Origin of the sequence: uncultured Dechloromonas sp. (assembly GCF_945957265.1) — a bacterium.
Classification (GTDB): domain Bacteria; phylum Pseudomonadota; class Gammaproteobacteria; order Burkholderiales; family Rhodocyclaceae; genus Azonexus.
In genome coordinates this window covers 249,181-271,042 of the sequence record NZ_CAMFKO010000001.1, presented here as the reverse complement: position 1 = coordinate 271,042, position 21,862 = coordinate 249,181, and the positions used below count along the sequence as shown (strand labels likewise).

The 21,862-nt window shown below is 57.7% G+C and carries 16 protein-coding genes; all 16 read left to right on the top strand.

Annotation, left to right across the window (positions count from 1 at the left end):
* The coding region (locus tag Q0P59_RS01245) for a FemAB family protein (RefSeq protein ID WP_295002640.1) at window positions 1-849 on the top strand (849 nt) is incomplete at its 5' end.
* A 69-nt stretch (window positions 850-918) separates the two neighbouring features.
* The gene (locus Q0P59_RS01240; protein ID WP_295002638.1) at window positions 919-2,379 is read left to right on the top strand and encodes a lipid II flippase MurJ; all 1,461 of its coding nucleotides are present in this window, start codon (window positions 919-921) and stop codon (window positions 2,377-2,379) included.
* Window positions 2,380-2,388: 9 nt separating this feature from the next.
* Window positions 2,389-3,558: a UDP-N-acetylglucosamine 2-epimerase (non-hydrolyzing) gene (gene wecB, locus Q0P59_RS01235; protein ID WP_295002636.1), complete on the top strand. Its 1,170-nt coding sequence runs from the start codon at window positions 2,389-2,391 to the stop codon at window positions 3,556-3,558.
* 1 nt (window position 3,559) lies between these two features.
* Complete coding sequence (locus Q0P59_RS01230; RefSeq protein ID WP_295002634.1) at window positions 3,560-4,795, top strand: glycosyltransferase; 1,236 nt, start codon at window positions 3,560-3,562, stop codon at window positions 4,793-4,795.
* A gap of 25 nt (window positions 4,796-4,820) precedes the next feature.
* On the top strand, window positions 4,821-5,966 hold the full coding sequence (locus tag Q0P59_RS01225) for a polysaccharide pyruvyl transferase family protein (protein WP_295002632.1): 1,146 nt from the start codon (window positions 4,821-4,823) through the stop codon (window positions 5,964-5,966).
* Window positions 5,963-7,372 carry a hypothetical protein gene (locus Q0P59_RS01220; protein WP_295002630.1) on the top strand — a complete coding sequence of 470 codons (1,410 nt, stop codon included), beginning with the start codon at window positions 5,963-5,965 and terminating at the stop codon, window positions 7,370-7,372. Before Q0P59_RS01225 ends, Q0P59_RS01220 begins: the two co-directional genes overlap by 4 nt.
* Window positions 7,350-8,309 carry a class I SAM-dependent methyltransferase gene (locus tag Q0P59_RS01215; protein ID WP_295002627.1) on the top strand — a complete coding sequence of 320 codons (960 nt, stop codon included), beginning with the start codon at window positions 7,350-7,352 and terminating at the stop codon, window positions 8,307-8,309. The genes Q0P59_RS01220 and Q0P59_RS01215 overlap by 23 nt, the downstream gene beginning before the upstream one ends.
* Window positions 8,310-8,331: 22 nt before the next feature.
* A complete protein-coding gene (locus Q0P59_RS01210) occupies window positions 8,332-9,456 on the top strand; it encodes a glycosyltransferase (protein WP_295002625.1) in 1,125 nt (374 codons plus the stop codon).
* Between the two features lie 196 nt (window positions 9,457-9,652).
* A complete protein-coding gene (locus Q0P59_RS01205; RefSeq protein WP_295002622.1) occupies window positions 9,653-10,231 on the top strand; it encodes a class I SAM-dependent methyltransferase in 579 nt (192 codons plus the stop codon).
* Window positions 10,232-10,336: 105 nt separating this feature from the next.
* Entirely contained in the window at window positions 10,337-12,295 is a 1,959-nt protein-coding gene (gene asnB, locus Q0P59_RS01200) for an asparagine synthase (glutamine-hydrolyzing) (RefSeq protein WP_366090074.1), read from the top strand.
* Window positions 12,286-13,449, top strand: a complete 1,164-nt coding sequence (locus Q0P59_RS01195) for a glycosyltransferase family 4 protein (RefSeq protein WP_295002620.1) — start codon at window positions 12,286-12,288, stop codon at window positions 13,447-13,449. Before asnB ends, Q0P59_RS01195 begins: the two co-directional genes overlap by 10 nt.
* Window positions 13,446-14,006 (top strand): sugar transferase, encoded by a 561-nt coding sequence (locus Q0P59_RS01190; RefSeq protein ID WP_295002618.1) that lies wholly within the window; start codon window positions 13,446-13,448, stop codon window positions 14,004-14,006. Before Q0P59_RS01195 ends, Q0P59_RS01190 begins: the two co-directional genes overlap by 4 nt.
* 132 nt (window positions 14,007-14,138) lie before the next feature.
* Window positions 14,139-15,866, top strand: coding sequence for a nucleoside-diphosphate sugar epimerase/dehydratase (locus Q0P59_RS01185; protein ID WP_295002616.1), 1,728 nt, complete (start codon window positions 14,139-14,141; stop codon window positions 15,864-15,866).
* Between the two features lie 69 nt (window positions 15,867-15,935).
* On the top strand, window positions 15,936-18,080 hold the full coding sequence (locus Q0P59_RS01180) for a lysylphosphatidylglycerol synthase domain-containing protein (protein ID WP_295002613.1): 2,145 nt from the start codon (window positions 15,936-15,938) through the stop codon (window positions 18,078-18,080).
* Between the two features lie 72 nt (window positions 18,081-18,152).
* Window positions 18,153-20,084: a bifunctional 3-phosphoshikimate 1-carboxyvinyltransferase/cytidylate kinase gene (locus Q0P59_RS01175; RefSeq protein ID WP_295002611.1), complete on the top strand. Its 1,932-nt coding sequence runs from the start codon at window positions 18,153-18,155 to the stop codon at window positions 20,082-20,084.
* A gap of 90 nt (window positions 20,085-20,174) precedes the next feature.
* Window positions 20,175-21,854 (top strand): 30S ribosomal protein S1, encoded by a 1,680-nt coding sequence (gene rpsA / locus Q0P59_RS01170; RefSeq protein ID WP_295002609.1) that lies wholly within the window; start codon window positions 20,175-20,177, stop codon window positions 21,852-21,854.
* The last annotated feature ends 8 nt before the right edge of the window (window positions 21,855-21,862 follow it).

Below are 21,862 nucleotides of genomic sequence, written 5' to 3'. Positions count from 1 at the left end.
GTCCTGCACCATGACAACCGCCCGTGCGCCCTGTGGCCGCTCAGTGTTTCCCATGAGGAAGAGGGCGAGTTGCGTATCGGCTCGAGCGGCGGTGCTTTGCGCCCACCGCTGTTTGTTGCGGAACTGGCGGCAAAGACAGTCAAGAGCATGACCACGAAGAGTCTGGCGGCCCTGAATCGTTTCTGCCTGGACAACGGAATTTCCGGTTGGGAAAGCGTCGAGTCATTTACCGATGCATCGGGGTTGAGCGACTGGCATGACAAGGCGATGCAACTGGGGGCCTCCGCTACCCTGCGCCATGAACTGTTTATCGACCTGACGCGTTCGATGGCCGAGATCAAGGCAGGGTTCAGAAAGAGCTACAAGGCCTTGATCACGTCTGGCGGAAAGCTGTGGAATGTCCATCTCCTGACGCAGGCTGATGCCGCGCTCTGGGAGGAGTTCCGCTGCCTGCATCTGTCCGTTGCCGGAAGGGCGACACGTTCGCTCGACAGCTGGGAAGCGCAGCATCAGGCAATCGCCGCCGGGGGCGCTTTTTTTGTCTATTTGCGCGATGAGACCGGCAGGATGGTTGGCGGAGGATTGTTTCACCTCACGCGGGACGAATGTGAGTACGCCGTCGGGGCTTACGACCGGAACCTGTTCGACAAGCCGCTTGGCCATGTTGTCCAGTATCACGCGATCGAGGAGATGAAGCGTCGGGGTATTCGCTGGTACAAACTCGGGCCGAGATTTTATCCTGCCGATGTGCCGCAACCGACGCAGAAAGAACTGTCGATTGCGGATTTCAAGCAGGGATTTGCTTCTCATTCCTTTCCTTTGTTCTGTCTCCGATGCAGCTTTCAGTAATCATTTCGTAGCGTTTTCTGACGATTCTCGCGCCCCTTTGGCTACTGTACAAATGGTTATGGAACTGATTTGATAACTCAGCTTTCGAAGGTTCTCTTCTCTGCTTCGGTGATCACACTCCTCGCTCAGGTTTTGGGGTTGTTGAGGCAGTCGCTGGTTGTCGGTTTTTTTGGGTTTTCAAGAGGCCTTGACGTTTACCAGACTGCTTATGCGATCGGTGCGGTCACCGTTTTTTCGCTTAACGTAATCACTGAAAGTATTTTGACATCCATTTTCTCCAAAATTCGGGAGGATCATGGTGAGCCGATATTGCGTCAATCCATGGGCTGGTACTTAGTTGTTACGTTATTTGTAGCCATTGGGGCTGCGGCTATTTTTCTGGTGTTATTTCCATTGGTGTCGTTGCTCTATGGGGCTGGATTTTCTGATGGCGATGCCGAATTACTTCGCTCTTTAAGCGTTGATTTTCTGCCTTTGGTTGTATTGGGTATTCCATATTTTGCGGTGTCTGCAGCCGTCAAGTGTTTGTGGAAGTTCGGCTGGGCATTTTCTGCTGAGATTGTTCTGATGTTAGGGTCGATTGGCTTCATATATTTTGAGCATGACCGGGTTGGTTTAATCGCTGTAGGCTATGCATTTGGTTATTTGATAGCGACATTGTTCCTTTTGAGTGGCTTGTCAGCCGGAGGGCTTGGTTTTTCTCGAAATGCCCAGTTCAAATTTCGGCCATTGCTAAAACGTGCGACCCAACATTACGGCGCATTGCAGTACGCCTCGCTGACATCGGTAGTCGAACGGATATGGCTCTCCTATGTGCCGCATGGAGGTATCTCCGGATTAGGGGTCTCTCAGCAATTGATCATGGGGCTATCAGGCGTTTTGAGTTTCAGAGATGCTTATCTGGTTCCGCTGGCCGAAAGAGGCAACAGAGAAAAGCGGCTTCGGGGACTCATTCTCATGATGGCCATCCTGTCGTCTGTTGTCGTGGCTTTCCTGCTTCCCTTGGCGGAGGATGTAATAAAGGTCTTGTTCCAGTACGGAAAAGTCACTGAGACTGATGTTGGGATGGTTTCCAATATTTTCTCTATTGGGCTGATCGGCATGCTTGCATCAGCTATGGCCAATCCTCTATGGCGATTTCTCCAGATGGAAGGAAACCATAGGATATTTATGGTTTTCTATACATTTACGCTGAGCAGCACATTCGTGCTTGGTTGGTTGCTGGTTCGTTACTTGGGCTACGGAGTATATGGGGTGGCTTCCATTGCTCTGTTAAATAGCGCTGTTGGCTGTTTGTTTGCTTTTATCGCGATACGCGGAACTTGCAATTTATTTCGCCTACGATGGTTTTTCATGCTGGTCGGCGTTTTTGTTCTCTTGGGAGCTATTGGAATGGCATCGCGCTACCTCTCGGGGCTTTTCTTTGTCCCGGGATTCTTCAGATCTCTTGGGGCGGCTTCGGTCTATGTGCCGGTTGTAGTAACCTTAGGGGTTTTGTTGAAGAAGCGTTATTGGCACTTGGTTGCCTAAGAGGGTGTTTTGAGAAAAATTACGATCTTTGTTGTCCTGGGGACTCGGCCGGAGGCGATCAAGCTCCTGCCGCTCGTTCATGCCGCCAGGCGTCGGCCTGATGTCGAGGTCGTGCTGTGCAATACCGGGCAGCATCGGGAAATGTCGGCGAAGGTCCTGGAGATTTTTGGGCTCAAGCCGGATATCGATCTTGATGTCATGCAGGCCGGACAGACCCTGACCGATGTGACGGTCAGGATACTTGCCGGATTGCAGGCGCATCTGGAGCAGTTGAAGCCAGATTGGCTGGTTGTTCAGGGCGATACGACGACGACCTTTACCGCTGCGCTGGCGGCGTTTTATCAGAAAATCCCGGTGGCGCATGTCGAAGCAGGGTTGAGGACCGGTGATATTTACGCCCCCTGGCCTGAAGAGATGAATCGCCGGCTGGTATCGGAAATTGCCGTTCTGCATTTCCCGCCCACCGAGCCTGCGGCAGGCAATCTGTTGCGCGAGGGCGTTGCATCGGAGCGTATCCTGGTGACCGGCAATACAGGGATCGACGCGCTCAAATGGTTGACCGGGCGCCTGACTGCAGACGACAGCCTGCGTGCCCAGGCACGCGGCGAATTGCTGGGCGCCGGGGTGCCGGTCGCCGCGGCCGACAATGAACGTCCCTATGTACTGATAACAGGGCATCGACGCGAAAGTTTCGGCGCCGGTTTCGAATCTATCTGCGCTGCAGTGGGCGAACTGGCCGATCGTTATCCAGACCACGATTTCATCTACCCGGTACATCCGAATCCGCGGGTGCGCGAGACCGTTTATGCAAAACTGGGCAGCGCATCGCGCCCTAACGTCTATCTGATTGATCCCCTGGACTATCTGCCGTTCGTGGCGCTGATGTCCAATGCCGCGCTCATTCTTACCGATTCGGGTGGGGTCCAGGAGGAAGCACCAAGCCTGGGGCGGCGCGTGGTGGTCCTGCGGGAGGTTACCGAGCGTATGGAGGGCCTGGAGACCGGCCTGATCCGTCTGGCGGGCACCGATCGGCAGAAAATTGTCGGCGATGTCGCCGATGCCTTGAGCGGTGTTTGGGCACAGCCAGCGTGCGGCTGCGATGTCTATGGTGACGGCAAGGCCTCGGACCGGGTGTTGGACACCATGTGCGACTATTCGCGTGCCATGCAGGAGCGCTGATTTGGACCTGCTTGCCGTTTCCTACATGCTGCCGCCCAATCTGTATCCACAGGCGATTCAGGTCGGACGCATGCTCCATAACCTGCCGGCCCGTATTGGCGTGGTCTGCGGTCAGGTTCACCAGTTTGCATCCGGACTGGATTGCTACCCGGATTTCGACGAAAAACTGTCGTATCGCCTGGAGGTGCCGTTTTCGCCGCGTTTGTCTGGCTGGACACATCGTCTGGCTGTCTATGGTTTTCCTTTGTATGCGCGCTCGCCGGACGAATTCAAGTCGTGGGTTCCAGATGCCGAAAAAGCTGTTCTGGCGCATTTCGAAAGAAATCCAGAGCGGCCCCAGGCCTTGCTGACTTTCGGTGAACCGATGTCTGACCACCTGCTGGGTTTGCGACTGAAGCAGAAACTGGCATTGCCCTGGGTGGCGCACTTCAGCGATCCATGGTCGGACAACCCGTTTCGTCGTCGTTTCCCCCTGTCGAATTTCCTGAATCGTCGCTATGAGGCCCAGGTTGTTCGCCATGCCGACCGGGTGATCTTTACTTCGCAGGAAACGCTGGATCTTGTCATGCGCAAGTATCCCGGGGAGTGGCGTGCCAAGGCCCGGGTTCTGCCGCACGGTTTCGAGCCTGCCCTGTACGGTGAGCGTCAGCGAGAAGGCGATGACAGCATCGTTCTGCGCTATCTGGGCAATTTCTACGGCAATCGTTCTCCGTTGCCCTTGTTCAAGGCGCTGGCGATTCTCCATCGGGAAAGTCCTTCCTTGCTGGAGGGGGTGCGGGTCGAACTGGTTGGTCATATACCGCCCAGAATGTTCATGAATTCGGCCTACAGGGCGCTACCAGCCGGCCTTGTGCAGACCGTGTCGACGGTTTCGTACCGGCAATCGCTTCGCTTGATGGCGGATGCGGATTTGTTGCTGGTGATCGATGCTCCCGAGGAGTTCAGTGTTTTCCTGCCGAGCAAACTGGTCGATTACCTTGGCGCCGGTGTGCCGATTCTTGGCATTGTTCCACCGGGTGCTTCCGCCAAGCTGATTTCGCGAATGGGGGGCGAGGTGGCCAATCCGCGTGATCTGCCAGCGGTCGTCGATTCCTTGCGGCGGTCGATTGCAGATTGCCGGCAGGCACAGGCCGAAAAGCGAAATACCTCCTGGGGCAATTCCACGGTTCGGCAGCAGTATTGTGCGGACACCGTGGCCGAACGCCTGCATTCGATCATTTCTGAAGTCGTCGCTTGAGTGCGTGCCGCTCAAGGATAGCCTCATGAAGAAATCGCCTCGCCTGTTCCTCTACGGTTACTACGGTTTCGGCAACGTCGGCGATGATCTGTTGCTGAATACCGTTGTCACCTCGACGCTCAAATTTGTGCCCGATGCGCGCTTTGTGGTGCGCAGTCTGTGTCCGGTTGAGGGAGTGGTGCCGTCAGCTCAGATCGAGTTCGTGGCGCTGGAGCAGGTCATGTCGGACCACCGCCTGTCCAAAGTGCGTCGTCTCGGCCGCTACCTGCGGGATACCTGGAAGAGCCTTGCCGGTTGTACCCATCTGGTGTTCGGTGGTGGCACGCTGTTTCATGCACGTGGCAATTCTCCGGTCAATCTGGCGTTGATATTCATGCTCGTCGTGATGGCCCGCTTGCGCGGCCTTGAGGTCTATGCGCTGGGCGTGGGCGTAGCTCCGTTGAGTGGCGCCTTGCCCAAGCGCTTGATGCGGGGAATCATGGCGCGGACTGCCGACTTTGCCGTCCGCGACGAGTCTTCGCTCCGGCATTGTCAGGCGCTGGCGAACGGGGCTGGTTTGCGGTCTACGGCCGATCTCGTTTTCAGCCTGCCATTGCCTGCTGTTTCCAGGGCTGCTGTGGCGGAGCGACGGCCTGTAGTGGCGATTACCCTGGCTGCCAGCGATATCGGCAATGGTGCGCAGCACGAGCATTTTCTCCGGCAACTGGCGCTTGCCCTTGATCTGCTGGTCAAACAAGGCTGGTCGATATGCTTTCTGGCCTTTCAGGAACTGGATCAGGCGGGTATCGCTGTGTCCGATACGGCATTGTTCAAGCGGGTGCAATCCTGTGTTCCAAACCTGGAAGGGACGATGGTGCGCATGAGTGCGAACAGCGAGGAAATAACCCGACTATTTTCGGCAATCGATGTCGTGGCCGGGATGCGCTTTCATGGGCATGTCCTGGCTGCCATGCAGGGAATTCCGTTCGTCGGCTTCGGCCGCGACGAGAAATTGAAAGACTTGTGTTCCCATTTGTCGATGCCGTTTCTCGACATGGGCGACCTGGATGCTACTGACCTGGCTGCGACCATAGCTGGGGCCAGGGATGCACAACCCGATGCGGAGCGCGTAAGGGAGTTGTCGCGTCGCTCGGCAGACAATTTCAGCAGAATCGGAGCTTCGCTTTCATGAGAGTCGTTCTTCACGGCTTCGGGTCCTTCCCCATCGTCTTCTGGCACATGATCCAGCATGCCCGGAGCATCGGTTCGCCGATTGATTGGGCGATCATCCTGACGACCGATCATCATCGCGAACTGTTCGTCAGGTTGCTGGGTGCCGAGCGTGTCACCGTGCTGAATCACGTCGGTGAAGAGCGCTATCCCGGTTCCGGCGATCTGGTTTATCCGGGGGCGCTGTATCGCGATATCGAAGCTGAAAAACGAACTTTCAAGTACGCGCCAGCCGGCAAGCAGTACGCGCGCGCCATGAGCCTGTATCGCCAGGTGCGCGATTTCATGCGCGGTTTCGAACCGACGCATGCCCTCGTATCCCAGGTCGAGGGCTTCGACGGAAAGGTATTCATCGCGGCCGCACGGGAATATGGTGCCGAAGTGGTTGTGCCGACCTCTTGTCGCAACCTCGGTGGAACCTTCTTTTCACCGGATGATGTCGAGTCGCTGCCGGTATATGCCAATGGTAGCGAAGAGCGCGATCGGGTCTCGGCACAGGCCTTCATCGAGAATTTTCGTCACGCACCCAAGCCGGCGCGCTGGAGCCCGGATGTTTCCGGCGACGAGGTCCTTGATGCATTCGTTCCCCCGCTGCCGGTTCGCGCTGTGGCGGCAGCCCGGCGCTGGCTGGCTACGCCCGGCGGATTCCAGTGGGATTACCTGCGGGCCAGCTTCCTGAACAACCTGCCATTCCTGCGTGACAGAATCTGGGCTGCACGACGCCGTGCCAACGAACGTCATTGCGATATCCGCTCGATTGAGGAATTGCCCCGGAAATTCATTTTTTATCCGCTGCAATACACCCCCGAATCTTCGATCAACACGCCGGCGCCATACTTTCTCGATCAGTTCCGGGCCATCGATGCAATTCGTTTTGCCATGCCCAGCGACTGTGTTCTGGTCGTCAAGGAGCATCCGGCGTGCATTCTTCTGCGTGAAGGCAGCTTCATGCGGCGCCTGCAGAATACCAGCGGGGTGGTCGTTGCCCACTATGGCCTGTCCAGTCTCGAGTTGGTGAAACGGGCCGGGCTGACTATTTCCGTAACCGGTACCGCAACGCTTGAAGCCTTGTTGCTGGGTCGGCGCGCAGTTACGCTGGGCGGCTCGCTGGTTTCCGGCATGCTGGGCGGCGTCTGTTCCCTTGGTGACCTGGAAAGCAGAATTACGCGAGAACTTGAGGCGGATATTCCGGACGCCGAGGTTGTCACGGCGATCGCCACCTTGTTCAATGTGCGCCATGAAGTCTCGTTCGGTTCGCCCGGGACGCCTGGCGAGCCGGTTTTACGTCGCAAGAACATCTCCCGCCTGACAGAAGCCTTTATCGATCATTGCCGGCGAGTCCAGCTTGCGGCTACTCACTCGTCTTGAAATGACCCATTTAGCCTCTTCCGAAAGCACCGTCACCTGCCCTGTCTGCGGCGATCATGCATCCTGGCCGATTCCCTTCGTCGATGAAAAATCGAGGGCGACGCTGAAACGAAGCAGCGGGTATCGCTGGTGCCTGTGCCGCCAGTGCGGTACCGCTTATCCGTTTCCCGCCCCGTCACTTCCCGAATTGCAGGCTTACTGGGATCGCAACCGCGTCGAGGGCGATAGCGCCCCGGTGACGGAAGAGGTTTGGCAGGGGCGCTTGCAGGCCAGCAGGGTCTGGGCTCAGCGTACCTATGATTTCGTTGCCCCCCATGTGCGGAGCAATACGCGGCGCTTCCTGGATGTCGCCTGCGGTCTCGGGGCTACGGTTGCACTGTTCGGCGAGAAGGGCTGGACAGCGGAAGGTGTCGATGCCGACCCGAATGCCCGGGAGTTCCATCAGAGACTCGGTATTCGCGCCACCATCGGGCAAATCGAGAACGTTGATACCGCCAACCGCTATGACCTGGTCGGCATCGCGCATGCCATCTACTTCATTACCGATCCACGCGGTTTCGTCTGCCGGGTCCGGGAGATGCTGGACGAGAACGGTTTATTTGTCGTCGTCTTGAGCGACTTGTTGTCTACCCTGTGTGCCGGCAGCCCGCAGTATGCCCACACCTGGTATCCCAGCGCCGACTCACTGACTTACCTTCTGGAGCAGGAAGGCTTCGCAGTGCTTGCCGACAAGACTACCCACGGTTCCATTCTGGTTCTGGCGCGCAAGCTCTCCGGTGCGGGCAGCCGTCCCCAAGGACGCCCACATCGTGCCTACCTGAGCTTTTCGAGCCATGGCTGGCGTTACCGTCTGCTCGGACAGCCAACGATCTGGCTTGGCCGCCGGGTCAAGCGTGTTTTGGGGGCGGGGTGCCAGTTGTTGAAGCGTTCCCGCTGATGTCGTTCGGCAGGCAAGGATAATGCGCGTTCTCCACATCATTACCGGGCTTGGCCTGGGCGGCGCCGAAATGATGCTGCTCAAGCTGTTGCAGGCGTCGGATCGCTCGGCAGCCGAGCATATGGTCCTGACCCTGACCGATCTCGATGTTCTGGCGCCGGATATTCGTGCTCTGGGGGTGTCGGTCCAATCCCTCGGTATCTCCGGTGTTACGAGTGGGCTGTGTGGTTTGTGGGCTGCATCGAAACTGTTCGGATCCTTCAAGCCAGACGTTGTGATGACCTGGTTGCATCACGCCGACTTATTTGGTGTGATGCTTAAGTGCTTTTACCCCTCTGTGCCGCTAGTGTGGAATCTGCGCTGCTCGAAGCTTTCTCCGGAGGATTTGCCAAGAAGCAATATCGTCTTGGTTCGATTGCTCGCCCGTTTGTCGTTTGTGCCTTCAGTGGTGGTTGCCAATGCGCACGTTGGCATGGAAGAGCATATTCGTGTCGGATATGAACCGCGTCGATGGTTGGTGTTGCCGAACGGATTCGACACCGGAGAATTTGCCCCGGACGATTTGGCGAGGCAGAAAATTCGTGATCAGCTAGGTCTCGTAGAGTCGGATTTCGTGGTCGGAATGGTAGGGAGATACCATCGCATGAAGGGATTCGATTTGTTCGCGAAAGCCGCAGGTATCGCAGCGCAGGAGAATACGCGTTTGCGTTTCGTGCTGGTCGGAACCGATGTTTCGGAAGACAACGAAGAACTTGTGAAAATGTTCAAGGCGGCGGGAATTGGCTCCAGAGTATTGTTGCTTGGGCAGCGTCGAGACATTCCTGCTGTGATGAACGGATTCGATGTTTTGGCCAATACCTCGACCAGCGAAGGATTTCCCAATGTCGTGGGGGAGGCGATGTCCTGCGGCCTGCCTTGCGCAGTAACTGATGTTGGCGACAGTGGAGTTATCGTGGGCCACACGGGGGTGGTGACACCATCTGGAGATGCAGAGGCGTTGGCGAAGTCTTGGCTGGATTTTGCGACTATGGGTGCTAGCGACTTTTTCTGTCTGAAGGCTTCGGCGCGACAGCGTATTCTGGATTTGTATGACATATCAATTGTCGCTCATCGCTATCAGGGGCTATTCGAGAACGTTGCTCGATAGCGGAAATCGCTGCCGTAGGCGGTAATATGGCGATATGACAAAAAATTTTGGTGGCAGGAATAATGACTACACAGCATCTACAAGAAGCAATCAGTTGTTTCGACGCGCAATACAGACAAAAAGGTATGCGGTCGCAACGTAGCTACCCAATGAATCTCTCATCCAGTTTGTGGCGAGTCGCTACTTTGGACTGCCGATGCAAGAGCGTCAATATATCCGGATACTTGAAATTGGCTCAGGGTCTGGTGCCAATCTTTGGATGATCGCCAAGGAAGGCTTGCAGGCATATGGGTTGGATAGCAGTGAGACTGGGTTGAACTTAGCCAGGACTCACTTGGCTGAAAAATGGGGAGTCGTCGCAGATCTCAAACAAGGTAGCTTCACGGTTCTGCCGTATGAGAATGCTTTCTTTGATGCGGTTGTGGATGTTGTCAGCATGCAGCACCTTGATCTTGCAGACAGTCAGGTGGCTTTGCGGGAAATTCATCGAGTCCTGAAACCGGAAGGCGAGTATTTCAGTTATCGACTATCCGATCATTCGGTGATGTACGAGCATGGCATTGCTGCTGGCGTGGATGCAGCTACCCTGTTAAATATTGACGATCCGTCTATGCCGCTAGCTAACAACGGTCCCATTTCATTCTGGTCGCCTTCGCTGGCACGTGTCTTGTATGCGCAAGCCTCCCTTGAAATGACTTCGGTGGAGCGCGTTGGCCGTACATACAGTACCGGTGCTTATGTTGAATATTTGGCATTGATTGCGAAGCGACAATGAGCCTAATTCGATAGCATTTGCGAAGCGAAATTGGCCCGTGAATAAATCAGGTGTCGAGATCGATGTTCGGAATTGGCGTCCTTGTAAAATAGAATATTGGGTTTGGTGACAGGTGTGTGTGGAGTAGCAGGGGGAATTTCTCTTGGTTGGCGCGGTGACTTGGCGCGCTTGCGTCAAGTTGGCGAGCAAATGGCCGATGCCATTATCCATCGCGGGCCGGATGATGGCGACGTATGGGGCGGCGCGGACGAAGGCATCGTGCTTGCCCACCGTCGCCTGTCGATTCTCGACCTGTCGCCGGCTGGTCATCAGCCGATGTCTTCGGCCTGCGGTCGCTATATCGTTGTTTTTAATGGTGAGATCTACAACTGGGCAAGCATTCGTGCGGAACTGGAGCAGGCTGGACATGCCCCGGCCTGGCGCGGCCATTCCGATACCGAAGTTCTGCTGGCCGGAATCGTGGCCTGGGGCCTGGCAGCGACACTAAGACGGGCGCGCGGCATGTTCGCCATCGCCGTCTGGGATCGCCGGGAGCGGATGCTTTCGCTTGCTCGCGACCGTATTGGCGAGAAGCCTTTGTATTACGGTCGGATCGGCGATGCCTTTGTCTTTGCCTCGGAACTGAAGTCGCTACGGGCGATTCCGGGGGCGGAATTTCAGACGGACCCGGGTTCGCTGGCTTTGATGTTGCGTTATGGCTACGTGCCGGCGCCGTTGTCTATATACCGGAATATTTTCAAGTTGCCGCCGGGCACCCTGCTGCAGGTCAATGCTCGGGGCGAGTTCGGCGAGCCGGAGCCCTGGTGGTCTTTCGCCGGGACCGCGCAGCAGCGTGTCGCCGGTCGTTCTCCGATGTCCGATGCAGAGGCCATGGATGCACTGGACGAGGTGCTCGGCTCGGCCATCGGCGAGCAGATGGTGGCCGATGTGCCCTTGGGGGCCTTGCTCTCTGGCGGGCTCGACTCCTCGATGGTCGTTGCCTTGATGCAGGCGAGAAGTGCCAAGCCGGTTCGCACCTTCACCATCGGCTTCGCCGAGGGGGCGTACGACGAGGCGGCACACGCCAAGGTCGTTGCCGCCCATCTGGGCACCGAACACACCGAGCTTTACGTCTCGCCGGATCAGGCGCGCGCCATCATTCCGCGTTTGGCCGACATGTATGACGAACCGTTTGCGGATTCCTCGCAGATACCGACGGCACTCGTCTGCGCGCTGACTCGCCAGCACGTCACGGTCTGCCTTTCCGGCGATGCCGGTGACGAGTTGTTCGGCGGGTACAACCGTTATTTCTGGGCAACATCCCTGTGGCGGCGCTTTGGCAAGATGCCGCTCGGGCTGCGACGAGGGGCGGCCGGCATTTTCTCCGGCATTTCCGCTGACGCCTGGAACAGCGCTTTTGGCGCATGTTCCTGGGCGTTGCCCGGGCGTCTACGGGTTAGCAACCCGGGCGACAAACTGCACAAGCTGGCCGAGGTGATGGGGGCGGATTCCGAAGAAGCGCTCTATCGCGAGTTGGTCAGCCAGTGGCGTGGCGCTCTGCCGATGCGGGACCCCGGCGAGCCGAAAACCCTGGTTGCCGACCCGGCAGCTTGGCCCGGCATGCCGTCGTATGCCGAGCGGATGATGGCGGTCGATACGCTGACCTATTTGCCGGACGATATTCTGGTCAAGGTGGATCGGGCGGCGATGGCGGCAAGCCTTGAAACCCGTGTCCCCTTTCTCGACGAACGGGTGATTTCCTTCGCCTGGGGGCTGCCTTTCGAGCAGAAGGTCCGCAATGGCCAGGGCAAGTGGCTGCTCAGGCAGCTGCTGTACCGCTATGTGCCGCAAACCATGGTCGATCGGCCGAAGCAAGGCTTCGGCGTGCCCATCGAGCATTGGCTGCGCGGGCCCTTGCGCGAATGGGCGGAAGATCTGCTGTCGCCGGATCAACTGGCCTCGGATGGCCTGCTCGACCCGGCGCCGATCCGGGCGATGTGGGAAAAACACCTGTCGGGACGAAATGTGCAATACGCCCTGTGGAACGTGCTGATGTACCAGGCCTGGAGAAGACGATGGGCTTGAGGGTTTGCCAACTCTGCGCGGTCGATTTCACGCTCAAGCATTTCCTGCTGCCCTTGATCGACGGCATGCAGGATCATGGTTGGGAAGTCACTTCCGTTTGTTCGGATGGGCCGGAAATCCCCGGGATGCGCGCCAAGGGCTATGCCATCGATACCATCCCGATTGCGCGCAGCCTCAATGTTTTCAGGCATGCGGTTTCCGTGGTCCGACTGGCCGCTTATTTCCGGCGGCAGCGCTTCGACATCCTGCACGTGCACACGCCGGTTGCCGCACTGGTCGCCCGGGTGGCTGCGTTTGTCGCGCGCGTGCCGGTCGTCATCTACACGGCCCACGGTTTTTACTTCCATGACGAAATGCCTGCCTGGAAGCGTCGCCTGTTCGTCTCGCTGGAACGGTTTGCCGGCCGTTTTACCGATCTGCTGTTCACCCAGAGCGCCGAGGATGCCGAGACGGCCGTACAGGAGGGCATTTCGCCGGCTGCGGAAACGCTCGCCATCGGCAATGGCGTCGATGCCCGACGTTTCGATCCCGCGGTGATCGGCAATGGGGGCGCCATGCGCCAGGCCCTGGGCATCGCCGGCGATGCCTTCGTGATCGGCATCATTGCCCGTCAGGTGATCGAGAAGGGGATCATGGAGTTTCTCGAGGCCGCCGTCGAGGCTGCCGGGAACCATCCCGAGATCGTCATCCTGATGGTGGGTGAGCGCCTGGCGAGCGATCATGCCGGCGACGTGGAGAGCGAGCTGGAGCGCGCAGGCGCCGCGCTCGGCAAGCGCCTGGTGGCGACGGGCGCGCGCAAGGACATTCCGGAGCTGCTCGCCGCCATGGATGTGTTCTGCCTGCCGTCATGGCGGGAAGGCATGCCGCGCACCATCATCGAGGCCATGATGATGGGCAAGGCGGTTATTGCCACGGATATCCGCGGCTCTCGCGAGGAGGTCGTGCCCGGTGAGACGGGGCTGCTGGTGCCGACGCGGTCGCCAAAGGCACTGGCCGAAGCCTTCCTGGCATTGGCCGGCGATCGCGGCAAGGTGGCCGCGATGGGGGCCAGGGGCAGGGAAAGAGCCATGGCCCTGTACGACGAAGCGCAGGTGGTTGCCTTGCAGATCCGGCGCATCGAGCAATTCCTGACAAAAACAAACGGTTTGGCATGAAGCGACTTTTCGATCTTTTTCTGGCCTTGATCGCCGTTGGCATCTTCGCCATTCCGCTGCTGGTGGTTGCCGTGCTGGTCAAGCTGACCTCGCCGGGGCCGGTGCTGTATTGGTCGGATCGTGTCGGGCGGCGCAACCGGATCTTTCGTATGCCCAAGTTCCGCAGCATGCGGGTCGGCACGCCGGCTGTCGCCACCCATCTGCTGAGCAACCCGGCCGCGCATCTGACTCCGATTGGCTCTTTTCTGCGTCGTTCAAGCCTGGACGAACTGCCGCAGGTTTGGAGTATATTGGTCGGCGACATGAGCTTCGTCGGCCCTCGTCCGGCGCTGTTCAACCAGGACGACCTGATTGCCTTGCGTACCGAGGCCGGGGTGCACGAATTGCAGCCGGGCCTGACCGGGTGGGCACAAATCAACGGTCGGGACGAATTGCCCATTCCGCAGAAGGTGGCGCTCGATGTCGAGTATCTTCGGCAGCAGGGCTTCTGGTTCGACCTCCGGATCATTTGGTTGACGGCCCTCAAGGTCGTCAAAAGTGATGGCGTTTCGCATTGACGCAGCATGAAAAAGATACAAAAACAGACCCTTTTCAGCCTGAATCCACGGACGCTGGCCGCCTTCTCGTTTGACGTCTGCGCTGCCGGCGGTGCATGGCTGCTGGCCTTCTGGTTGCGTTTCAATTTCGACATGCCGGCCGAGTTCGAGGGGGCCGCATTGGGTTCGCTGCTCTGGGTGCTGCCGCTCTTTGCCGCGCTGTTTTTCTTTTTCGGCCTGTATCAAGGCCTTTGGCGTTTTGCCAGCATTGCGGATCTCCAGCATCTGTTGAGCGCCGTCTTCGTCGGTGCCTTGCTCACTTCGACGGTGGTCGCCATCTTCAAGGTGCCTTTGATTCCGCGTTCGGTGCTCGTTCTGCACCCGCTGCTGCTGGCCATCATCATGGGTGGAACGCGATTCGCCTATCGAAGCTGGAAGGAGCATCGCCTTTACGGGCCGACCAAGATGCGCGGCCAGCCCGTGCTCATCATCGGGGCTGGCGAGGCGGCGGATTCCCTGCTGCGGGAGATTCATCGCAGCGGGCAATGGTATGCCGTGGCCATCGTCGACGACAACCCCGGTCGAGCGGGGCGGCGTCTGAGAGGCTTGCCCATCATGTCGCCGATAGAGAACATCGGCCCCATCGCGGCGAACCTGGGTGCCAGGCATGCCATCATCGCCATGCCGAACGCGCGCCCTTCCCAGCGCCGCCGGGCAACCGAGCTGGCTTCCGCCGCCGGGTTGACCGTATTGACGGTGCCGTCCTACGACGATCTGCTCTCCGGGCGCCTGTCGGTATCCAGTATCCGGAAGGTCGAACTCGAGGACTTGCTCGGGCGCGAAGCGGTTTCGCTCGACGATCACGGCGTCAATGCGTTGTTGGGGGGCAATGTGGTGCTGGTCACCGGCGCCGGGGGGTCGATCGGTTCCGAGCTGTGCCGGCAGATTGCCCGCTTCAAGCCTTCACGGCTGGTTCTGGTCGATTCGTCGGAGTTTGCGCTCTACAGCATTGGCGAGGAGTTGGGCGTCAGCCACCCGTTGCTGAAGTGCCACTCGTGGGCCGCCGATGTCCGGGACAAGGATCGCATTGCCGAGATTTTTGCCCACGAGCAGCCGGTTGTCGTATTCCATGCCGCCGCCTACAAGCACGTGCCGCTGATGGAAAGCGTCAATGCCTGGCAGGCCGTGCGCACCAATGCCCTGGGGTCGCTTACCGTGGCCCGGGCCGCCCAGGAGGCACAGGTTCGCAAATTCGTCCTGATCTCCACCGACAAGGCGGTCAATCCAACCAATGTCATGGGGGCGACCAAGCGCCTGGCCGAGCGGCTGTGCCTGGCAGTGAACAATCGCGGGGCGACCCGCTTCGTGATCGTCCGCTTCGGCAACGTCCTGGGCAGCAACGGAAGCGTCATCCCCAAGTTCCGCGAGCAGATCGCCAGCGGCGGGCCGGTGACCGTGACGCATCCGGACATCGTGCGCTATTTCATGACCATTCCCGAGGCGGCGCAGTTGGTGCTGCAGGCCGGATTGATGGGGCAGGGGGGCGAGATATTCGTTCTGGAAATGGGCGATCCGGTGAAGATCGTCGATCTGGCGCGCGACATGATCAGGCTTTCAGGATTCTCCGAGGACGAGGTGAAAATCGAATTTACCGGTTTGCGGCCAGGAGAGAAGCTCTACGAGGAACTGCTGGCCGACGACGAGGCCACCTTGCAGACGCCTCACCCGAAGCTGCGGATCGCACGTTTGTCCGACTCGCTGTCTGTGACCGAATATTCCAATCTTGAGATTTGGCTTGGCGCATCTGTGAGAGATGAAAATGACGTCAAAAAAGGCTTACGGATATATGTTCGTGAATATTTACCTGAATCGATAGTCTAGCCTTGAAACGTCTGGCATATGTATCGTGGGTTGATATGATGATGTCTTATTTTTGGTGTTGCTGAGTAGATGTACAAAAAAATAAACATTGGTATTGCCATATTTCTTTTGGCACTAGGTGTGTGGATAGCCAATCCTCTTGATTTGTATGAGAGGCTTAAGCAATTTGATGTAGCGATTCTTCTTCCTCTTTCATTCTTGCTTGTCTGTAATTTACTTGCGGCAGGAGTCAGATTCTGGAGAGTACTGCACCATTTTGGTCTGGGCCTCTCGTTGCGCTCATCTTTGTCAGCGAGCATGGCCGGAAATTTGGCCGGGCTTTTCTTCATTCCATTATTGGGGCAAGTTGCAGGAAGGCAATTAGTGCTTCAGCAGTATGGAGTGCCATCTGTTCTGAACTCTAGTCTTTCAGCGTATGAGCGTTTAGTCGTTGCAATTAGTAGCGCTTTTTTGGCCATAATTGGTGCTGTTGCTCTCTTTGGAGCTGCAGTATCGCTACAGCTACTAGAGGGATTTAATCTTGTTGAAGTAATTTTGGCAGCAGGGTTGGCTGGTTTTTTGAACTATCAGTTTTTCGGTCGTAAGTTCGAAAAACAATTGGTAGGAAAACTATTTAATAGAAAGAATCTGGAAAGATTGATCGAGGTAATGGGGCTTGGGTTAATTGGCCAATTGTTGATGCTTTCGGCATTTGCGGTGTGTTTTCATGTGGTTGCTCCACAGATATCATGGTTTAATCTTTTTTGTACAGCCGCTATTGTTAGTTTTGCTGCCAGCATGCCGGTTAGCGCTGGCGGTTGGGGTGTTAGGGAGTTGGCTGCCGTTTTTGTTCTGGGGAAACTTGGTGTGCCGGCTTCGGATGCTGTGGCTGCATCAGTAGTAGTGGGGCTGTGTTCGACTCTCGTTGTGCTTATTGTGGCACCTCTGTTTGCGGTGAGGTATCCAAGCGCGATGTATCGTAAGGTGGTTGCTGTTCCTGCGGGAACTGCTCTAGTTCAGGAAGACTTCGCTTTTTGGCTGCTAGGGTTTGCGGTAGTGGTTGGGGTTTTCTTTCAGGTGCATTTGGTGCTCCCAAGCGGAGAGCTCAACGTGAACATGGCCGATCCATTTGCTTTGTTTTCCTTGGGGGCTCTTGCATTGCATTGCCTTTTTTTGAGAGAGGCCCCCGCTTGGCGAATTCCAGCAATGAACCGTTTTATTTTGGTTGTTTTGTTGATTCTAGTTGTTGGCTTTATTAACGGCTGGATGAGAGTTGGTATTACTCAATGGGCATTAGGAGGGAAGGTTTTCGGGGTTGTAGTGTTGTTAGGCTATCTTTCTGCAGGATATTTAATTGTTCGCCAATTTGGTTCGCATGGGCTGTATCGCATTACTCAAACTGTCGTAATGGTGGCTTTGGTGATTGTTATTTTCCAGCTTTCTATTCGAGTTGGAAAATATGTACAAGGGATCCCTATTCAATCTAACTTTGAAGGGTTTGCAGCAAATAGAAATGCATTTGCATTTCAGCTCATTTGTGCAATCTCTTTGCTGTTGGCTCACGCCGCGTGGTGTCGAAAATCGTGGTACTTGATCCTTGGGTTGTCGGCGTTGTGTTTTGGCGTGTTGTTGACAGGGTCTCGAACTGCTATTGGGGTTGTTTTTGTCTTGATTACTCTTGGGGTTGTTTTTCAAAAGCGGGAGAGATATCAATTTTTGGCAGCGGCACTCTTGGCAGGTGGGATGTATGGTCTTGTTGAGTTAGTGCCCGTTCTAACTGATGGATTTAGTGGTGGAGGTGGGCACCACGTTAGTAGCCAGTTCTCCGATAAGGGGTCGGATGGTGTGCGTTGGCGTGCAAACTACGAGGCTCTGCAAATGTGGTGGTCGTCGCCTGTTTGGGGGGCGGGGTTGGGTGTATTTCTCGTTGAAAAAGAAAAAATATTTGGCTATCCATTGCAGATCCATAACAGTTTCCTTTGGGTACTGGCAGAGTTTGGTTTGGTGGGTTTCGCTGCTGCACTTTATGGTATTTGGCTGTTTGGAAGATTCCTTTGGGTAGAGAAGGTTTGGTGTCGTTTGGCAGCAGGGAGGTCTTTGGCTTTGCTTGTTTTGTCGTTTTTGATGTTCAGTCAGATGCACGAAATCCTGTATCAAAGAATGCTTTGGCTATTAATCGGAGCCTGTCTAGCCGTTCCTCATGTAGCTAAGCGCCTTAAGTTGTCGCCTTTGTAGCCGGTCTCTTTCAGTGTGTTAGTTGTTTTACTCCAAGGGGTTGCCCTTAAAATTTCCACTAAATAGGTTGTCATGGATTTTCTCGATCTTCCCCAATTGTGTTCCGCCAGTGGCAGCGTTCGGCTGCCCGGTTCGAAGAGCATCTCCAACCGCGTCCTGCTGCTGGCCGCCTTGTCTGAAGGCGAGACCGAGGTTCGCGACCTCCTCGCCTCCGACGATACCGAGCGTATGCTCGATGCGCTCAAGGCGCTGGGCCTCGGCGTTGTCCATCTGGGCGGCGAAAACTGGCGCATCACCGGGAGCGGCGGGCGTTTTCCGGTCAAGCAGGCAGAACTTTTCCTCGGTAACGCCGGCACGGCGTTTCGTCCGCTCACCGCCGCCTTGGCGCTGGCCGGTGGCGACTACGTTCTCAAGGGCGTCGCACGCATGCACGAGCGGCCGATCGGCGACCTGATCGATGGCCTGCGCCAGTTGGGCGCCGACATCACCTATCTGGCGAACGAGGGCTATCCGCCGCTGCACCTGAAACCGGCCAACATCCAGCCGGGCGGCGTGGTCAAGGTGCGCGGCGACGTCTCCAGCCAGTTCCTGACCGGCTTGCTGATGGCCCTGCCGTTGACCGGGGAAACGGTGGTCGTCGAGGTGGTCGGCGAGCTGATTTCCAAGCCCTATATCGAGATCACGCTGGCCACCATGGCGCGCTTCGGCGTCACCGTCGAGCGTGACGGCTGGCAGCGTTTCACGATCAGGGCGGGCAGCCGTTACGTTTCGCCCGGAACGATCTACGTCGAGGGCGATGCCTCGTCGGCCTCCTATTTCCTGGCGCTGGGCGCCATCGGCGGCGGTCCGGTGCGGGTCGAAGGCGTCGGCCGGGATTCGATCCAGGGCGATGTGAAGTTCGCCGAGGCCTTGGCCGAGATGGGCGCGCAGATCGCCATGGGGCCGAACTGGATGGAAGCAAGGGCGCCGGCAGGTGGCCTGGTTGCGGTCGATCTCGATTGCAATCACATCCCCGATGCCGCGATGACCCTGGCGACGGCGGCCCTGTTCGCCAAGGGCACGACGACCCTGCGCAATATCGCCAGTTGGCGGGTCAAGGAAACCGACCGCATCGCGGCGATGGCGACCGAGTTGCGCAAGCTGGGCGCCGAAGTCGAAGAGGGGGCGGACTACATCCGCGTCACGCCGGCCGCCCTGCATCCGGCGGCCATCGACACCTACGACGACCACCGCATGGCGATGTGCTTCTCCCTGGCCGCCTTCGGCACGCCGCTGCGTATCAACGATCCGAAATGCGTCGCCAAGACCTTCCCGGACTATTTCGAGCGTTTCGCGGCGGTGACGCGGGCGGCACCGGTCATTGCCATCGACGGCCCGTCGGCTTCCGGCAAGGGAACGGTGGCGGCGCGGGTTGCCGACGCGCTGGGCTACGCCTACCTGGATTCGGGCGCGCTCTATCGCCTGACGGCCCTGGCGGCGAAGCAGGCCGGTATCGACTGGGCCGACGAAGCCGGTGTTGCCGGCTTGGCGGCGGTTCTCGATGTCGCGTTTTCCGGTAGCGACATTCTTCTCAACGGCGCCCTGGTCGGCGACGCCATCCGCACCGAGGAAATGTCGGCCGGAGCCTCGAAAGTGGCCGCCCTGCCAGCCGTGCGCGAGGCGCTGCTGTTCCGCCAGCGGGCGTTCAATACGCTGCCCGGCCTGGTCGGCGACGGGCGCGACATGGGCTCGGTGATCTTCCCGCAAGCGCCGCTCAAGGTCTTCCTCACGGCCAGTGCCGAGGCGCGCGCCGAACGGCGGTATAAGCAGTTGATCGAAAAAGGATTCTCTGCTAATCTCGCGGACCTTCTGGCTGATCTGCAGCAACGCGATGCGCGCGATTCGCAGCGCAGCGTGGCGCCGCTCAGGCAGGAGGCTGATGCCAAGCTGCTCGACACCACGCATCTCACCATCGAACAGGCGGTGAACCAGGTGCTGGCGTGGGCCAGGGAAGCATCGTTGTAATGGTGTTGCCGGTTGCAATGGCCGGCAACATGTTTTTTAACCTCAACCCGCTGCGGGTCTCACGATTCGTGGCAAGAAGGTCTGTCCGTAATGGAATCTTTTGCTCAACTTTTTGAAGAATCCCTGGCTCGCCAGGAAATGCGTCAAGGCGAAGTCATCACTGCCGAAGTGGTGGCCATCGATCACAATTTCGTCGTGGTCAATGCCGGCCTGAAATCGGAATCCTATGTTCCGCTCGAAGAATTCCTGAATGATCAGGGCGAGATCGAAGTCAAGGAAGGCGACTTCGTTCAAGTTGCCATCGAAATGCTGGAAGACGGCTACGGCGCCACGCGCCTGTCGCGCGATCGCGCCAAGCGCATCGCCGCCTGGAACTTCCTGGAAGAGGCCCTGAACAACAACACCCTGGTCACCGGCACCATCACCGGCAAGGTCAAGGGCGGCCTGACCGTCATGTCCAACGGCGTCCGCGCGTTCCTGCCGGGTTCCCTGGTCGACATGCGTCCGGTCAAGGACACCACCCCGTACGAAGGCAAGACCCTTGAGTTCAAGGTCATCAAGCTGGATCGCAAGCGCAACAACGTCGTGATGTCCCGCCGTGCCGTGCTCGAAGCCACCGCTGACAAGGATCGCGAAAAGCTCCTCGAGAACCTCAAGGAAGGCACCACCGTCAAGGGTATCGTCAAGAACATCACCGACTACGGCGCATTCGTCGACCTGGGCGGCATCGATGGCCTGCTGCACATCACCGACCTGGCCTGGCGCCGTGTCCGTCACCCGAGCGAAGTGCTCAACGTCGGTGACGAAGTTACCGCCAAGATTCTCAAGTTCGACGCCGAGAAGAACCGCGTCTCCCTGGGCATGAAGCAGCTGGGCGACGATCCGTGGGTCGGCATCGCTCGCCGTTACCCGGCCGGCACCCGCCTGTTCGGCAAGGTCACCAACCTGACCGACTACGGCTCCTTCGTCGAGATCGAGCAAGGCATCGAAGGCCTGGTGCACGTTTCCGAAATGGACTGGACCAACAAGAACGTCCACCCGTCCAAGGTCGTTTCCCTGGGCGACGAAGTCGAAGTCATGATCCTGGAAATCGACGAAGAACGTCGTCGTATCTCCCTGGGCATGAAGCAGTGCCTGCCGAACCCGTGGGACGATTTCGCCATGAACCACAAGAAGGGCGACAAGGTCCGCGGTGCCATCAAGTCGATCACCGACTTCGGCATCTTCATCGGCCTGCCTGGCGGCATCGACGGCCTGGTTCACCTGTCCGACCTGTCCTGGTCCGCGACCGGCGAGGAAGCCATCCGCAACTTCAAGAAGGGTGACGAAGTCGAGGCCGTCGTGCTCGGCATCGACGTCGAGAAGGAGCGTATCTCCCTGGGCATCAAGCAGCTCGAAGGCGATCCGTACACCAACTTCATCGCTACCCACGAGAAGAACAGCATCGTGCGCGCTACCGTCAAGACGGTGGATGCCCGCGGCGCCGTGATGACCCTGGATGGCGAGAACGAAGGTTACCTGCGTGCTTCCGAGTTCTCGCGTGATCGTATCGACGACCTGTCGCAACACCTGAAGGTGGGTGACGAAGTCGAAGCCATGATCATCAACGTGGATCGCAAGACCCGTGGTATCAACCTGTCCATCAAGGCCAAGGACAATGCCGAACAGCACGAAGCGATGCAGAAGCTGGCTTCTGAATCCGCCTCCGCTGCTTCCGGCACGACCAACCTGGGCGCCCTGCTGAAGGCCAAACTCAACCAGCAAGGCTGATAAGGCAC